Origin of the sequence: Saccharopolyspora halophila (genome assembly GCF_039531955.1) — a bacterium.
GTDB lineage: Bacteria > Actinomycetota > Actinomycetes > Mycobacteriales > Pseudonocardiaceae > Saccharopolyspora > Saccharopolyspora halophila.
The window spans coordinates 338,174-354,276 of record NZ_BAAARA010000015.1 but is presented as its reverse complement, the minus strand read 5'-3'; the positions used below and the strand labels follow the sequence as shown (position 1 = coordinate 354,276).

The window sequence follows — 16,103 nt, the reverse complement described above, 5'->3', positions numbered from 1 at the left end:
CGGTGCGGTCGGTGGTGCATGCGGCGGGTGTGCTTGATGACGGTGTGGTGGAGTCGCTGACGGCGGAGCGCGTGGGTGAGGTGCTGCGGCCGAAGGTGGATGCGGCGTGGAACTTGCACGAGTTGGCCGGGGGTCTCTCGTCGTTCGTGGTGTTCTCCTCGGCTGCGGGTACTTTCGGTACTCCGGGGCAGGGCAATTACGCGGCGGGCAACGCGTTCCTGGATGCGCTGATCCAGCACCGGCGTTCGCTCGGTCTGCCGGGCACCTCGTTGGCCTGGGGCGCTTGGGAGCAGGCTGGCATGGCCGCCGATCCGGAGGCGCAGCGCGCGGCCAGGTCGGGGATGCCGCCGCTGTCGACCGAGCAGGGCTTGCAGCTCTTCGACACGGCCTTGAAGAGCGAGCAGCCGGTGGTGCTGCCGGTCCGGCTGGACCTGGCGGCGATCCGTTCCAGCGGCGAAGTTCCCCCGCTGCTGCGCGGACTGATCCGCGTCCGCGCGCGGAGGTCCGCGGCGCAGACGCGCACGGCGGAGTCGCTGGTCGCGCGACTGAGCGGATCGGGCGCCGCCGAGCGCTTGCAGGCGTTGATCGACCTGGTCGCCGTCGAGGTCGCAGCGGTGCTGGGGCACACCGATGAGAAGCCCATCGATCCGTCCCGGGCGTTCCAGGACCTCGGTTTCGATTCGCTGACCGCGGTGGAGCTGCGCAACCGCCTCGGCTCCGCGACCGGACTTCGCTTGTCCGCCACGCTCGTCTTCGACTACCCGACGGCCAACGAGTTGGCCGGGCACTTGCGCGACGAGCTCTTCGGCACCGCCGACGAGGTCTCCCCGGAACCGGCGCAGGTGAGCACGACCGACGATCCGATCGCCATCGTGGGCATGGCCTGCCGCTACCCGGGTGGCGTGTCCTCACCGGAGGACCTGTGGAAGCTGGTCTCGGACGGCGTCGACGCGATCTCGGAGTTCCCCACCGATCGCGGCTGGGACCTGGATTCGTTGTTCGACTCCGACCCGGACAGCGCGGGTACCTCCTACACGCGGTCGGGCGGTTTCCTGCACGACGCGGGTGAGTTCGACCCGGGCTTCTTCGGGATGTCGCCGCGCGAGGCACTGGCCACTGACGCGCAGCAGCGCCTCCTGCTGGAAACGGTGTGGGAAGCGCTGGAGCGGACCGGGATCGACCCGGTGTCGCTGCGGGGCAGCCAGACCGGAGTCTTCGCGGGCGTGATGTACAGCGACTACAGCCAGCTCCTCGGCGGAGGAGGCTCCGAGGGACATCAGGGCACCGGGAATTCGCCCAGCGTGGTCTCGGGTCGCGTCGCCTACACCTTCGGCTTCGAGGGGCCTGCGGTGACGGTGGACACGGCGTGCTCGTCGTCACTGGTGTCGATGCACTGGGCGATGCAGGCGTTGCGCAGCGGTGAGTGCTCGCTGGCCCTGGCGGGCGGCGTGACCGTGATGTCCACACCCGGATCGTTCGTGGAGTTCTCCCGGCAACGAGGTCTCGCGCCCGACGGCCGGTGCAAGGCGTACTCGGATTCGGCCGACGGCGTGGGCTGGTCCGAGGGCGCCGGCGTGGTCGCGCTGGAACGGCTCTCGGACGCGCAGCGCAACGGGCACCAGGTGCTGGGCGTGGTGCGCGGCTCCGCGATCAACCAGGACGGCGCGTCGAACGGCCTGACGGCGCCGAACGGTCCCTCGCAGCAGCGGGTGATCCGCCAGGCCCTGGCCGGTGCCGGTCTGTCCACCTCGGATGTGGACGTCGTGGAAGGGCACGGGACGGGCACGTCGCTGGGCGATCCGATCGAGGCGCAGGCGCTGCTGGCGACGTACGGGCAGGACCGGGACCGGCCGCTGTGGCTGGGGTCGATCAAGTCGAACATCGGCCACACCCAGGCCGCGGCAGGTGTCGCGGGAGTGATCAAGATGGTCGCGGCCATGCGGCACGGGGAGCTTCCCCGCACGCTGCACGCCGAGCGGGCTTCGTCGCACGTGGACTGGGAAGCGGGCGCGGTCGAGCTGCTGACCGGCCCCACCGAGTGGGCGGAAGGCGCTCGCCCGCGCCGCGCCGCGGTGTCGTCGTTCGGGATCAGCGGTACGAACGCGCATCTGATCCTGGAGCAGCCGCCGGTCGTGGACGCCCCGGTGGAGGACACGCAGGTGCTGCCCGGGGTCGTGCCGCTGCCGGTATCGGCGAAGTCCGAGGGCGCGCTGTCCGGGCAGGTGGAGCGGATCAGGTCCTACGTCGACGAGGAGTCCGCGGTCGACGTCGGGTTCTCGCTGGTGCGGTCCCGGTCGTTGTTCGAACACCGGGCGGTGCTGCTGGACGGGGACACTGGTGTCGTGGAGGCAGCCAGGGGAACGGCCGGTGAGCGGTCGCTCGCGGTGCTGTTCTCCGGTCAGGGTTCGCAGCGACTGGGGATGGGATGCGAGCTCTACGACCGTTTCCCGGTGTTCGCCGAGGCCCTGGATGCGGTGCTGGATCGGTTGGATCCGGGCGTGCGGGATGTGATGTGGGGCGATGGTGCCGAGGCCCTGAACCGGACCGGGTGGGCGCAGCCCGCGTTGTTCGCGGTCGAGGTCGCCCTGTTCCGCCTCGCCGAGTCGTTCGGGCTGCGGCCGGATTATTTGGCGGGGCATTCGATCGGTGAGATCGCGGCTGCGCATGTGGCGGGTGTGTTCTCGCTGGAGGACGCGTGCACGTTGATCAGCGCGCGGGCGCGTTTGATGCAGGCGCTCCCGGCGGGTGGCGTGATGGTCGCGGTGCAGGCCCGTGAGGACGAGGTCCTGCCGCATCTCGCTGAGGGTGTTTCGGTCGCGGCGGTGAACGGGCCGTCGTCGGTGGTGCTGGCCGGTGACGAGACTGCCGTGCTCACGGTGGCCGAGCGGTGGAAGTCGACGCGGCTCAAGGTTTCCCATGCGTTCCACTCGTCGTTGATGGATCCGATGCTGGAGGACTTCCGCGAGGCGATCAGTGGTGTGTCGTTCGAGGTGCCGCACATTCCGGTGGTGGCTTCGGGTGATGTGTGTTCGCCGGAGTTCTGGGTGCAGCACGTCCGCGAGGCGGTGCGGTTCGCCGACGTAGTGGCCGATCTCGCCGACGCGGGCGTGACGAGCTTCCTGGAGCTTGGACCGGACGGGGTGCTGTCCGCCATGGCGGCGGACTCGGTGGCCGAGGACGCGGTGCTGGTGCCGATGCTGCGCAAGGACGGTGCCGAAGAGGTCTCCGCGGTCACCGCGATGGCTCAGCTGCACGTGGCGGGCGTCGACGTCGATTGGGCACCGTTCTTCGCCGGGACCGGTGCACAACGGGTCGAGCTGCCCACCTACGCCTTCGAGCACAAGCGGTTCTGGCCGATGCCGACCGCGCAGTCACGGGACGCCTCGGGCCTGGGCATGCAGGCGGTCGAGCACCACCTGCTGGGAGCTGGCGTGGAACTGGCCGGTTCGGACGGGTTTCTGTTCACCAGCAGGATCTCGGTGCGGTCGCACCCGTGGCTGGCCGATCACGTCGTGCTGGGACAGGTGCTGCTGCCCGGTGCCGCCCTGGTGGAGCTCGCGATTCGAGCGGGCGACGAGGTCGGCTGCGACCGGGTCGAGGAGCTGACGATGGCCGCTCCGCTGGTGCTGCCGGAGCAGGGTTCGGTCCAGCTTCAGGTCTCGGTCGGCGATGCCGACGAGTCGGGCCGTCGCAGCGTGGCGGTGTTCTCGCGCGTCGAAGGCGGTGACGACATCCCGTGGGTGGACAACGCCACCGGCGTCCTCGCGACCGGCGGCGACCCGGCGCAGCTCGACCAGGGCGCGTGGCCACCTGCGGACGGTGAGCAGGTGTCGCTGGAGGGCTGCTACGAGCGGTTCGCCGAGGCCGGGTTCGACTACGGCCCGGTGTTCCAGGGGTTGCGCGCGGCGTGGCGTCGCGGAAACGACGTCTTCGCCGAGGTCGCGCTGCCAGAGGGGGTGGAGACCGGCGGTTTCGGGCTGCACCCGGCGTTGCTCGACGCCTGCCTGCACGCCTCGCTGCTCACCGACGGCGACGGCACGGCCGGGTTGCCGTTCTCCTGGAGCGGAGTCTCGTTGCACGCCTCGGGCGCGACGGACCTGCGGGTCCGGCTGTCGGTGGCGGACAACGGATCGATGGGCATCGCGCTCTCCGACACCGCAGGCGCTCCGGTCGCATCCGTGGAATCGGTGGTCGTCCGGCCGGTCTCGGCCGAGCAACTGGCAGGCCCGGACGCGGCGCGCGATTCGCTGTTCGGCGTGGAGTGGACGCCGATCAGCGCTTCCACCGACGCGGTGGCCGCGCAGTGGTCCGTGCTCGGCCCGGACGCCCGGGGGCTGCCCGGTGCGGTGCACGAGGACCTGGCCGGGGTCGACACCGATGCGCTGCTGGTCCCGATCGCGGGCGCCGGGGACGACGTGGTCGCGTCCGCGCACGACCTCGCCGCGCACGCGCTCGAACTCGTGCGGGAGTGGTTGGCCGACGAGCGGTCCGCCGAGTCCCGCATGGTGTTCGTGACGCGGGGCGCTGCGTCCGGAGCGGATGTGGCGGGCGCGACCGTGTGGGGCCTGGTGCGGTCGGCGCAGTCGGAGCACCCGGGCGAGTTCCTGCTGGTGGACGCGGATTCGGCGCAGGTGGACTCGGTGGTGCTGGCGCGAGCGCTGGCCACCGACGAACCGCAGCTGCTGATCCGCGACGGCGATGTCCTGGCACCGCGCCTCGGCAGGGTGAGCGCATCGCAGGAGGTCTCCTGGGACGCGGACGGCACCGTGCTGGTCACCGGGGGAACCGGTGACCTGGGCGCGGAGGTGGCTCGCCACCTGGTTGCCGAGCACGGCGTGCGCGAGCTGCTGCTGGTCAGCCGCCGCGGACCGGAGGCCCCGGGCGCCGGGGAGCTGGTCGCGGAACTGGCCGAGCTCGGTGCCTCGGCGGAGGTGGCTGCCTGCGATGTGGCGGATCGGTCCGCCGCGGCCGAACTGCTCGGCCGCCACCGGGTTTCGTCGGTGGTGCACACCGCCGGCGTGCTCGACGACGGCGCGATCGAGTCGCTGACCCCGGAGCGCGTGCACGCGGTGCTGCGGCCGAAGGTGGACGCGGCCTGGAACCTGCACGAGCTCACCGAGGGCCTCTCCGCGTTCGTGGTGTTCTCCTCGATCGCGGGCACCTTCGGCAATCCGGGTCAGGGCAACTACGCGGCGGGCAACGCCTTCCTGGACGCGCTGGTGGAGAACCGCCGCGAGCGCGGCCTCCCCGGCGTCTCCCTGGTGTGGGGAGCCTGGCAGCAGACCGGTATGGCCGCCGAGGCGGAAACGCAGCGGATGGCCAGGTCCGGAATGCCACCGCTCTCGACGGAGGAAGGCCTCGGCCTGTTCGACTCCGCGCTCGCGGTGGGCAGGCCCGTGGTGCTGCCGGTCCGGCTGGACCTGGCCGCGATCCGGGCCCGCGGCGAAGTGCCGCCGCTGCTGCGGAACCTGGTGCGGCGGCGCACGCGCCGCGCGGTCGCCGGGGCGGAGACCGTGGACTCGGTGACGGCGCAGTTGACCGGGCGCACGGCCGCCGAGCGCTCGGAGATCGTCCTCGACCTCGTCCAGCGGCAGGTCGCCGAGGTGCTGGGGCACGAGGACAAGGACGCCGTCGAGCCCAACCGCCAGTTCCAGGAGATGGGCTTCGACTCGCTGACCGCGGTGGAGTTCCGCAACCGCCTCAGCTCCGCGGTGGGCGTCCGGCTGCCTGCCACGCTGGTGTTCGACTACCCGACGCCCACCGAGCTGGGGGACTTCCTGCTCGGCGAGCTCGTCTCGGACGACAGCGCGGGAGTCGCCTCGATCCTGACCGAACTGGAACGGCTGGAGAACGCGCTCACCGGGGTGGACATCGACGAGGAGATCCACAAGCAGGTAGCCGGGCGCCTCGAGGTGATCAGGACGAGGTGGGAGTCGCTGCGCGGTGACGATCCCCAGCCCGAGGAGGACGGGATCGACCTCGACACCGCCTCGGACGACGAGATGTTCGCCATGCTGGACGGTGAACTCGGGGAGTCCTGACCGGTCCGCTGAGAACGTCCCCGGTGCGCGGTTTTACGCGCACCGGGGACGTTCCCGCTCGGCGACTGCCAGGACTTCGGCGCCGAGCACCATCCGCTCGGCCGCGGCAGGACGTTCGGCCGCGGGTCCGGCCGTGCCGTGCGGGTTCGAACGCGCACCGGCGGCTCGGGAAACCCCGGGCGCACGAACGAGTCCCAGACCACCGCTCGTGGTGGTCTGGGACTCGTCTTCAGCGGTTCGGCGTGTGGCTGCTCGAGTCGCGGATCCCGCAGCCACACGGCACGTCAGGTTCCGCCAACCGCACCGCCACGCGAACCCCGAACTGAAATGCCTCCTCAGCTCTCCTGGATGGTGATCGCCTGGGACGGGCACAGCGTGGCGGCCGTGTTGGCCGACTTCACGCGCTCGGTGCCCGGGTTCTCCTCCAGCACCATCACCAGGCCGTCATCGTCCTGGTCGAAGAGATCGGGAGCGGTCAGCACGCACTGCGCCGCTCCGACGCACCGCGTGTTGTCCACGACGATCCGAGTCATACTTCCTCACCTTTCTGCGGGGAGTTGCGGGTCGGCTGCTTCAGCGCCGCGCGAGCCGGCCGTTACCAGCGGACTGGCAGCTCGTGCAGCCCGAAGAGGACCCCGTCGTACTTGAAGGGCAGCTCGTCCGGTGGCACGGCGATCTCCAGCGTCGGGATGCGCTCGAACAGCTTCGAGTAGGCGACCTCCATCTCGAGCCGCACGAGGTTCTGCCCGAGGCACTGGTGCACGCCGTACCCGAAGGCCACGTGCCCCTGCGCGGAGCGGGAGGGGTCGAACTCGTCGGGCCGCTCGAAGACGGTCGAGTCGTGGTTGGCGCCCGCGACCAGCGGGACGATGCCCTCGCCCGCCTTGATCGGCTGCCCGCCGATCTCGACGTCGTCGGTCGCTACCCGCAGCGCCACCACGTCGGCCACCGAGTAGTAGCGCAGCAGCTCCTCGACGACTCCCTCGTCGTTGATCCACTCGGGATGCGAGAGCAGGGTCAGCACGCCCAGCGAGATGTTGTTCGCCGTCGTCTCGTGCCCGGCGATGAGCAGCAGCATCGCGACACCGGAGAGCTCCTGGGCGGACAGTTCGTCGCTCGCGGCGAGCTTGCTGAGCAGATCGTCCCCGGGACGCTTCCGCTTGATCGAGACGAGCCTGTTGAGGTAGCGCAGGATCTGCTTGCTCGCCTCGTCGCGCTGCTCGTCGGTGGAACCGATCGTGACCAGGATCTTGGTCTTCGACTCGAAGAAGCCGCGATCGACCTTCGGCACGCCGAGCAGCGCCGAGATCACCAGGGAAGGCACCGACAACGAGAAGTCCTCGACGAGGTCGGCGCCGTCGCCCTTGGCGAGCATCGCGTCGATGGACTCGTCGACGATCGCCTCGATCGCGGGTCGCAGCGCCCGGATCTTGCGCACCGTGAACTCGGGCAGGAGCAGCTTGCGGAACTTGGTGTGATCGGGCGGATCGAGGGCCACGAACCAGCCGGGCACCTCGCTCGCGGCCGGGACGCCGCCGGTGCGCCCGGGCGCCGGGAAGCCCTCGTGCGCCGGGTTCGAGCTGATCCGCGGATCCGTGAGGACCTCGCGCACGTCCTCGTGCCTGGTCACCAGCCACACCGTGTCGCCGGTGGGCAACGCGGCCCGGATCAGCCCCTGCTGGTTGCGGAACTGCGCGTACTCCGGAGGCGGGAACGAAACGCCCGGCCTGCGGAGCATGAACGGGACCGGCTCTGCCTCTGTGCTCATGATGAAACCCCGTGGAAGCTGCGAACCCGCCGCGCGACGCTTTCCTGGTCATCGTCGGTGAGTTCGGCGTGCGTGGGCAGGTGCGGGCCGTGCGCGCTGAAGCGGCTCGCGTTCGGCGACGGCCGGTTCGGATCGAAGTGGTCGGGTTGCTGGCTCATCGGTTCGGAGAGCGGGTGCGCGTCGACGCCGGTGCCCGCCGCTCGCGGCTCGTCGCGACGCTCCGCGAACGGGGATTCATCGTGGAATCACTCCGCCGCGAGCACGGGCAGGTCGAGGATCAGGTCGGCCGCAGCGCTGCGGCCTCCCGCGGCGCGCTGGAGTTCGCCCAGGTGCTCGGCGCGCTCCCGGAAGGAGCTGTCGCCGAGCACCCTGTGCAGCTTGTCCAGGACGTCGTCCGGGTCCATGGCGCGCGGGTCGTCGAGGGTGCGGCTCACGCCGATGTCCTGGCCGCGCACCGCCTGGTCGTAGCAGTCGACCCAGAGCGGCCGCATCACCATCGGCTTGCCGAAGTACAGGCCCTCGCCGTAGGCGTTGCCGCCGCCGTGGGTGAAGAAGAGCGTGACGCTGGGGTGCGCCAGCACGTCCAGCTGGGACGGCACCCACGACTCGATCCGGAGGTTGTCCGGAAGGTTCTCGGGGAGGAAGTCCTGCTGGTCCTTCGGCAGCTTCCACAGGACGTCGTGCTGGCCCTCCAGGCGCCGGACGATCTCCACGAAGGAGCGGACCTGCTCGGCGGTCAGGCGGGTGATCGTGCCGAAACCGGCGTAGATGACGGACTTCCGCTCGTCCAGCCACTGCCCGAGCTCGTTCTCCGGCGCCTGCGGCAGCGGCGGGATCATCGCGCCGACGGTGCGGATCATCTCGGGGATCTCGAAGGAGTAGTCCATCTCCGGAACCGCGTAGCACAGCACGAGTTCGGCGTTCTCCACCCGGCTGAACTGCCCGAACGCGGCCGGGTCGACACCGAGCTCGGCGCGCACCTGCGCGTCGAGAGCGTTGCGCTCCTTCATCATCCGGGAGAAGACCATGGACATCGTTCGCCACTTGAACAGCCGGTTCGCCAGGCGCTGGCGGAAGTTCATCGCCTGCGGCAGCCCGGAGTGCGGCACCGGGAAGTCCGGTGGCGTGTACGACTTGCCGATCGGCACGGCCGAGGTGACCAGGTTGCTCGGCACGAAGGTGTCGCTGAGCACGAAGGGGATCTTCTTCGTGATCGCCAGCTCGTGGCCGTACTGGCACAGGCAGTCGATGACCATCAGCGCGGGCTGCGCCTTCTCGACGGCCTCCTCCAGCTTGCGGTACTTGTCCACCCGCAGGTCGGGCCGGTGGGTCTGCTCGATCACCGCGCGATGGGCCTTGAAGCGGGATCGCTGCGTGACCCGGTGGTACGTCTCGTCGTCCCAGGTGATCGACGACATCTCGGGGATCACGTCACCGAGGGAGAAGAACTGCACGGGAGAGTCCACCTGGGCGGCCTCCACGTCGGCTCGTGCCTTCTCGTCCGCGGCGAACCACAGATCCGGCACGCCCCTGCGGGACAGCTCCTCGACGAGGACCAGCATCGGGTTCAGCAGACCGCTCTCCGGCAGGCTGACGAACAGGATCGGCCGTTGAGTCGAGCTCATGGGTACGGGGGTCCTTTCAGTATGCGGCGGCAGCCGCATGCGGTGTGGGACTCAGCCTGCGTCGCGGCGGCATCCGGGGGTCCGCCACCCGCGCGGTCACGCCAGCCGCGAACCGAAACATCTCCTGGAACACCCTTCGGCATTGGCGGGACGACGTGGCACCTCCGAGCGCAAGCCTGCCGGACGGGGTCTCGGGTTGTCCCGGCTGCGCGGCAAGGTCGAGGAGAAGCCCTAGTTCTGGGCCGTGCGGCGGATCCGGGAGCGCGCCCGATCGCTACGCCGCGCCCCGGTTCGCGGCGTGGACGATTCCCTCGATCTCCACCGAGAGATCGGAGCGGCAGACGTCGACGTTGAGGTAGGCGACCTGGGCGTCCGGGGAGAAGTGCTCCGCGCAGATCCGCTGGACCGCGGGGATGTCGTCCCGGTGGCGGACGTAGACCTTGATGGTGTCCAGGTCGGCGAGCGCGTTGCGCTGCTCGATCTGGTAGTCGGCCAGGTTCTCGGGACCGACCAGGTGGGCGATGTTCTCCAGCGCCAGCAGCGTCTGCTTCTCGACGTCGCCCGCGAACAACGTCTCGTGCCCGCGGATGCTCGACGTGCCCGCGACGTAGATCTGCCCGGAGATGCGGTCGGCGCCGGTGGTGCTCAGGTAGGTGGCCCTGGCGAACTTCGGCGGCCGGGGGCCGTACTGCTTCGGGTAGTTGTACGCGGAGATCTGCTTGGAGTTCTCGATCGGGATCAGCGCGGCGGAGCGGGACGCGAGGACGTAGAAGGCGATGCCGCCGCCGAGCGATCCGATCCCGGTGGCGGACGGAACCGAGGTGTCGCCGAAGTGGAACAGCTCGAAGGCCTCTGCCCTGCCCTTGCAGAAGTCCCGGTAGATCTCCATGCCCTCGGAGTTGTCCTCGTTGATGTGGTTGACGAAGTTCCACATCCGCACGCAGTTCTTGTAGCCGAGGCTGTCCATCAGCTCCAGCATGGCCTGGTAGGCGACGCGAGTGCCTTCGGCGTAGTGCTCGGCCGGTGCGATGCGGCCCGCGCACAGCAGGTACTCGTCGTCGTGCGCGTAGCCGATTCCGCCGAACTCCCCGGTTTCCACCGGGCGATCGGTCGTCCAGACCTCGGCGAAACCGTCCGCCTCCGAGCCCGCCATGTGGATGTCGACCCGCAGGTGCCCGCGCGAGACCTCGGGGTCGGCCGCGCTGGAGGTGTAGTTGATGACGCCGAGCACGTTCTTCTCGCGAGGCAGCTGCTCGTCGACGTCGTCCAAGGCCAGGAACTTCGAAGCGGGCAGGTCGACGATCTGTTGCTCTGTCATGGAAAGTTCGCTCCAGGGATCAATGTCAGTTCGTGCCGTGCCCGAGGGCTTCGATGATGCGGGGGCGGAGGTCGGCTGCGCTGATGATGGCGTCGACGGAGCCGACTTCGACGGCGCGTTCGATGCTGTGGATCTGGTCGAATTCCGCGGCGACCTCGCCGAGCTCCTCCGCTCGCACGGCCGGCTGCTCCTCGGTGCGCCGGCTGTTCAGCGCCGCCCGGTCGCTCCCGCTGGCTGCGGCGAGTTCTTCCTGCCGTTTGGTGATGCGCATCGCGGCCTCTCCGCGGTTGACGATGGCGACACGACTGAACACCGCTCAGGCCTCCCAAGTGCCCGCGTGCAGCAGGCGACGTCCGGATGTCGGGCCGGCGCCCGCGATCTGTCCACAGTGGTCGATTGCGGGCAGGTGCACCGCTGTGCCGGATCGCGCATGCCGGCTCTGCTGACTTGCGGGAATCCCGGGAAAGGCGCCTCCGGGGTCATCTCCCAGCCGTCGTTCCATGCGAGGTCTGGCGCGCAGCACGACAGCACCCTACGGCGCGGATGACTAGGGAAATGCCGGATTCTGGTGGCGCTCCGGGATGGCGGCGCAGGACCGCGGCGAAGGGGGTGGCGAATCGTGGCGCGCGGGTCGCTCCGCGGCGCTCGGGTTGGCGGAATCGACCGGACGTGCGCAGGTGCGACGTGCTGCTTGAGTCCAATGTGGATGATCTGCCCGGAGTCGTGGTGATCTCCGGGGTCGCACTCCTGAAGCGCGCGGTTTCGGCAGCCGAGCGGTTAGCGCTGGGTGCTACGGTGCCCGAGTCGTAGCAGCGCGGCTGCCGTTGTTCTGCTCCGGCGGGCGACCCGGGATGGCCTGCCCGCGGAGTCCCTCCCGCCGCACGCTGTCCCTCCGCCTCGAACCGGATCGACGAGATCGGCTCGACGGTTGCCACGGCGCGGGCCGGTCACCGAAAGGAACTCCCCGCCATGACTCTGATCGCAGGCCCTGCGGATGCCTCTCCCGAGCTGGACGACCAGCGGATCACAGCCGTCGACCCGCTGATCTCGCCTGCGCTCCTGCGGCAGGAACATCCGATGAACCCCGCCGTGGCCAAGACGGTGGCGCACGGCCGAAGCGCGGCGGCCGACATCCTGGCCGGGCGCGACGATCGGCTGCTGATCGTGGTCGGCCCCTGCTCGGTGCACGACCCGGATGCCGCGCTGGACTACGCCCGGCGCCTGGCCCGGCACGCGGCCGTCGTGCAAGACGAGGTGCACGTGGTGATGCGGGTCTACTTCGAGAAACCGCGGACCACGCTCGGCTGGAAGGGCTTGATCAACGACCCGGACCTGGACGGCAGCTTCGCCGTCAACAAGGGCCTGCGCGCGGCCCGTCGCTTGCTGCTCGACATCGGCGCGCTCGGCCTTCCGGTGGGCTGCGAGTTCCTCGACCCGATCACACCGCAGTTCATCGCGGACGCGGTGAGCTGGGGTTCGATCGGCGCCCGCACCGCGGCCAGCCAGGTGCACCGGCAGCTGTGCAGCGCGCTGTCCATGCCGGTCGGCATCAAGAACTCCACCGAGGGCGATGTCCAGGTCGCGGTGGACGCCACCCGCGCGGCCGCGGCGAGCCACGTGTTCTCCGGGGTCACCGCCGACGGGCTGGCAGCGCTGTTGACCACCGCGGGCAACGAGGACTGCCACGTCATCCTGCGGGGAACTTCGGGCGGGCCGAACTACGACGCCGCCACCGTCTCCGACGTCCTGGCCCGGCTGCGAGCGGCGGGTCTGCCGGAGCGCGTCGTCGTCGATGCGAGCCACGGCAACAGCGGCAAGGACCACGAGCTTCAGGCCGCGGTCATCGCCGAACTGGCCGACCGGATCGCCGCCGGCGAGCGCGGCATCGTCGGCCTGATGCTGGAGAGCTTCCTGGCCGCCGGCCGCCAGGACCTCGCCCTCGGCGAGGCGGATTCGCTCGCCTACGGCCGCAGCATCACCGACGCCTGCCTCGACTGGCCCACCACGGAAGCCCTCCTCGACCGGCTCGCCGCAGCGGTGAGAACCAACCGCCGCTGAGGATTTCACAGTTTTGCCTAAAACTGTGAAATCCAGCGCCGAAATGCCCGGACAGTTTTAGGCAAAACTGTCGAATGGCCGAGCTGGCACAGGGCGTCGGAGGCGGGTTGATCGGTCGTTCGGGGGATTCGAGGTTGGGCTGAGCGTTCGTTGTGGTTGCTGCGACCTGGGTAAACCGAGTGCTGCGCCCTGTTGGGGGTCGCTCGGGCGTGTAACGATCTTCGCCGGAAAATCCGGGATTTTCCGGCTCGCCTGGCGAGTCCTGATCTGGGGATTTCAGGGAGGTTGACCGAATGCTGGAGTTACGTGGCCGACGGCGATCCCGAAGGCCGCTCGCGCTCGGCTTGGCAGCTGCCGTGGCCGGACTGGCGCTGACCGTGCCGTCCGCCGCCGCCCAGCCGCCGGGTGATGACGTGCAGCACAGCAACAACGTCCACCCGGTGGCCAACGTGCCGCGGCAGGGGCCGCTGAAGGAGTCGACGCACAGCGATCTGGCGTTCTACCAGAACTACGCCATTCAGGGCACCTACGACGGCTTCACCGTCTACGACATCTCCAAGCCGCAGAAGCCGGAGACCGTCACCCAGGTGCACTGCCCGGGCGGGCAGGGCGACGTGTCGGTGAGCCCGGACGGCAGCCTGCTGTTCATGTCCGTGGACTACGCGCGCACCGACGCCACCTGCCAGAGCGAGCAGGGCTCCTACGAGGACCCGAACTCCTGGGAGGGCATGCGGGTCTTCGACATCAGCGACAAGGCGAACCCGCGCTACGTCAAGGGCATCAAGACCAACTGCGGCTCGCACACCCACACCATGGTTCCGGGCAAGAGCACCGACGACGTGTTCCTCTACGTCTCGTCGTACAACCCGGACCCGGCGTTCCCGAACTGCCAGCCGCCGCACGACTCGATCTCGATCATCAACGTCCCGGCCGGCAGTCCGGCCGACGCGAAGGTCGTCGCCGAGCCGGTGCTGTTCCCCGACGGCGGTGCGGCGGGTACCGCGGGCTGCCACGACATCACGGTCTTCCCCGAGCACGACCTCGCCGGTGGTGCCTGCATGGGCGACGGCGCGCTGATGGACATCTCCGACCGCGCCGAGCCGCGGGTGATCACCACGGTCGAGGACCCGAACTTCGCGTTCTACCACTCGGCGACGTTCACCAACGACGGCAAGAGCGTCCTGTTCACCGATGAGCTCGGTGGCGGCGGTGCGCCGACCTGCAACGACGACGTCGGGCCCAAGCGCGGTGCGGACGCGATCTACAACATCACCGGCAGCGGTGACGATCGCCAGCTCGAGTTCCAGAGCTACTACAAGATCCCGCGCAACCAGGCCGACACCGAGAACTGCGTGGCGCACAACGGGAACCTGATCCCGGTTCCGGGCCGCAACGTCTACGTGCAGTCCTGGTACCAGGGCGGTGTGTCGTTCTTCGACTTCACCGACACCACCGCGCCGAAGGAGATCGGCTACTTCGACCGCGGTCCGATCGACGAGGACACCCTGGCCATGGGCGGTTCCTGGTCGGCGTACTACTACAACGGCTACGTCTACTCCAGCGACATGACCCGCGGCCTGGACGTCATGAAGGTGACCGGTCCGGGCATGGGCCAGGCCGAGCAGGTCCAGCTGGACGTGCTCAACCCTCAGACGCAGTACTCGTACCCCGAATGATCCGCCCTGCCGCCGGGTCCGGTCGTCACCGGGCCCGGCGGCAGGCCGTTCGGAAGGGAGCAGGCGATGTTCCTGCGAAAGTTGTCCCTGTTGGTGGTTCTGCTGGCAGGCCTGCTCGGTGCCGGGACCGCGAGCGCGGCCGCTCAGACGTACAACGACGTCGACGCCGAGTTCACCCGGATGATGATCCCGCACCACTACCAGGCGATCCTCATGTCCGAGCTGGCCCCGGACCGCGCGGCCGACCCCGAGCTGAAGTCGTTGGCCGACCGCATCCACACCGAACAGGGCCTGGAGATTCGGATGATGCAGGGATGGCAGGGCCGCAACGGCCTGCCGGTTACCGATCCGGAGGCCGCCTACCAGGACCTGCTCGCCAAGCCCGAGATGCTCGAGCAGATGGGCATGGCCACCGCGGCGGAGATGGACCGGCTCGCGACGCTGTCCGGAGCCGAGTTCGACCGGATGTTCCTGGACCTGATGATCCCGCACCACGACGGCGCGGTCGTGATGTTGAGGGACGTGATCCTCAACGGCAGCGACCAGGAGCTCAACCAGATGGCCCAGGACATGATGTCCACTCAGAAGGCTCAGCTCGCGATCATGCGCGACATGCGCGAGTCCATGTGACGTGAGCGCACGGCGCCCGGGCCGTCGCGGACGGCCCGGGCGTTCGGTGGTCGGGCCCCCCGAACAGCCCGCGCGCGGGCTCATGTATCGTATTGGCGCAAGGGATGAGCGGTGACGAACAGCTGAACATCCCGGACCAACAGAACACGGGGCTGTGGCGCAGCTGGTAGCGCACTTGACTGGCAGTCAAGGGGTCAGGGGTTCGAATCCCCTCAGCTCCACGCACAAGGAGGCGAGTGCTCACGCAGAGCGCTCGCCTCCTTACATGCACGGGTTGCGGGACTCGGTCCCCGCACGCTCCTGCGGTCAACGTTCCGGCAGCGGATCCCCGAAGCTCCCCGCGCTGCCGCAGCTGCTCACCGAGGCGGGCACCCGCGAGCGTCACCGTTAGAGGTCGAGAACGATGCGATCCCGGGTTGCCTTCTTCAAGGGGCTTTGCGCAGGGACGTCGTGATCTCTTTGGTGCCTGCGCTCTCGTCGTCCCGCGACAGTTTTGCCTAAAACTGTCCGGGCGTTTCGGGTGCGGTGGGCCTCACAGTTTTAGGCAAAACTGTCGCGCGTCCGCACCGGCCGCAGCTGCTCGACGAGCTGGCTGCGGCCTACGGGTTGCTGGACGACGAGCTGTGGTGCGGTGTGCTGTTCGCGCACGGCGACCACTTCACCGGTGGTCTCGACATGGTCGACGTGGGCGGGGAACTGGCTTCGGGCGAGTTCCCCCTGCCCGAGGGCGGGCGCGATCCCTGGCGGCTGGACGGGCCCTGGTCGAAGCCCGTGGTCGCCGCCGCGCAGGGTTGGGTGATGACGCTCGGGATCGAGTTGTTGCTGGCGGCCGACATCCGGATCGCGTCCCAGGACGCGCGTTTCGCTCAGCTGGAGATCCGAAGGGGTATCTACCCCTTCGGAGGTGCGACGGTGCGCTTCCCCGAACAAGCGGGATGGGGCAACGCGATGCGGTGGGTGCTCACCGGAGACGAATTCGACGCGGCC

At 69.4% G+C, this 16,103-nt stretch carries 8 protein-coding genes, 1 tRNA gene and 2 pseudogenes; 6 read left to right on the top strand and 5 right to left on the bottom strand.

The features are described from left to right. Positions 1-6,041, top strand: a 6,041-nt coding sequence (locus ABD289_RS20080) for an SDR family NAD(P)-dependent oxidoreductase (RefSeq protein ID WP_425564745.1), incomplete at its 5' end; no start/stop codon positions are given. A gap of 335 nt (positions 6,042-6,376) precedes the next feature. Here the strand turns inward: ABD289_RS20080 and ABD289_RS20075 are convergent. The 5 genes and pseudogenes from ABD289_RS20075 to ABD289_RS20055 all read right to left on the bottom strand — a co-directional run. Continuing rightward, positions 6,377-6,574, bottom strand: a complete 198-nt coding sequence (locus tag ABD289_RS20075) for a ferredoxin (protein ID WP_344135021.1) — start codon at positions 6,572-6,574, stop codon at positions 6,377-6,379. 62 nt (positions 6,575-6,636) lie between these two features. Continuing rightward, positions 6,637-7,809: a cytochrome P450 gene (locus tag ABD289_RS20070; protein ID WP_344135018.1), complete on the bottom strand. Its 1,173-nt coding sequence runs from the start codon at positions 7,807-7,809 to the stop codon at positions 6,637-6,639. A 245-nt stretch (positions 7,810-8,054) separates the two neighbouring features. After that, positions 8,055-9,434: a glycosyltransferase gene (locus tag ABD289_RS20065; protein ID WP_344135015.1), complete on the bottom strand. Its 1,380-nt coding sequence runs from the start codon at positions 9,432-9,434 to the stop codon at positions 8,055-8,057. A 274-nt stretch (positions 9,435-9,708) separates the two neighbouring features. Further along, positions 9,709-10,752: an FkbO/Hyg5 family chorismatase gene (locus tag ABD289_RS20060; RefSeq protein ID WP_344135012.1), complete on the bottom strand. Its 1,044-nt coding sequence runs from the start codon at positions 10,750-10,752 to the stop codon at positions 9,709-9,711. 25 nt (positions 10,753-10,777) lie between these two features. Continuing rightward, positions 10,778-11,002: pseudogene (locus ABD289_RS20055) on the bottom strand (hypothetical protein); the annotation flags it as partial. A gap of 719 nt (positions 11,003-11,721) precedes the next feature. On the opposite strand from ABD289_RS20055, the gene ABD289_RS20050 reads away from it, so the two are divergent. The 5 genes and pseudogenes from ABD289_RS20050 to ABD289_RS25380 all read left to right on the top strand — a co-directional run. Next, positions 11,722-12,810, top strand: a complete 1,089-nt coding sequence (locus ABD289_RS20050) for a 3-deoxy-7-phosphoheptulonate synthase (RefSeq protein WP_344135006.1) — start codon at positions 11,722-11,724, stop codon at positions 12,808-12,810. 293 nt (positions 12,811-13,103) lie between these two features. After that, on the top strand, positions 13,104-14,486 hold the full coding sequence (locus tag ABD289_RS20045) for an LVIVD repeat-containing protein (RefSeq protein ID WP_344135003.1): 1,383 nt from the start codon (positions 13,104-13,106) through the stop codon (positions 14,484-14,486). Positions 14,487-14,552: 66 nt separating this feature from the next. Further along, on the top strand, positions 14,553-15,116 hold the full coding sequence (locus ABD289_RS20040; RefSeq protein WP_344134999.1) for a DUF305 domain-containing protein: 564 nt from the start codon (positions 14,553-14,555) through the stop codon (positions 15,114-15,116). Positions 15,117-15,264: 148 nt separating this feature from the next. Further along, positions 15,265-15,337: transfer RNA gene (locus ABD289_RS20035), tRNA-Ala, on the top strand. A 304-nt stretch (positions 15,338-15,641) separates the two neighbouring features. Further along, a pseudogene (locus tag ABD289_RS25380) lies at positions 15,642-16,067 on the top strand (enoyl-CoA hydratase-related protein); the annotation flags it as partial. Positions 16,068-16,103: the final 36 nt, after the last annotated feature.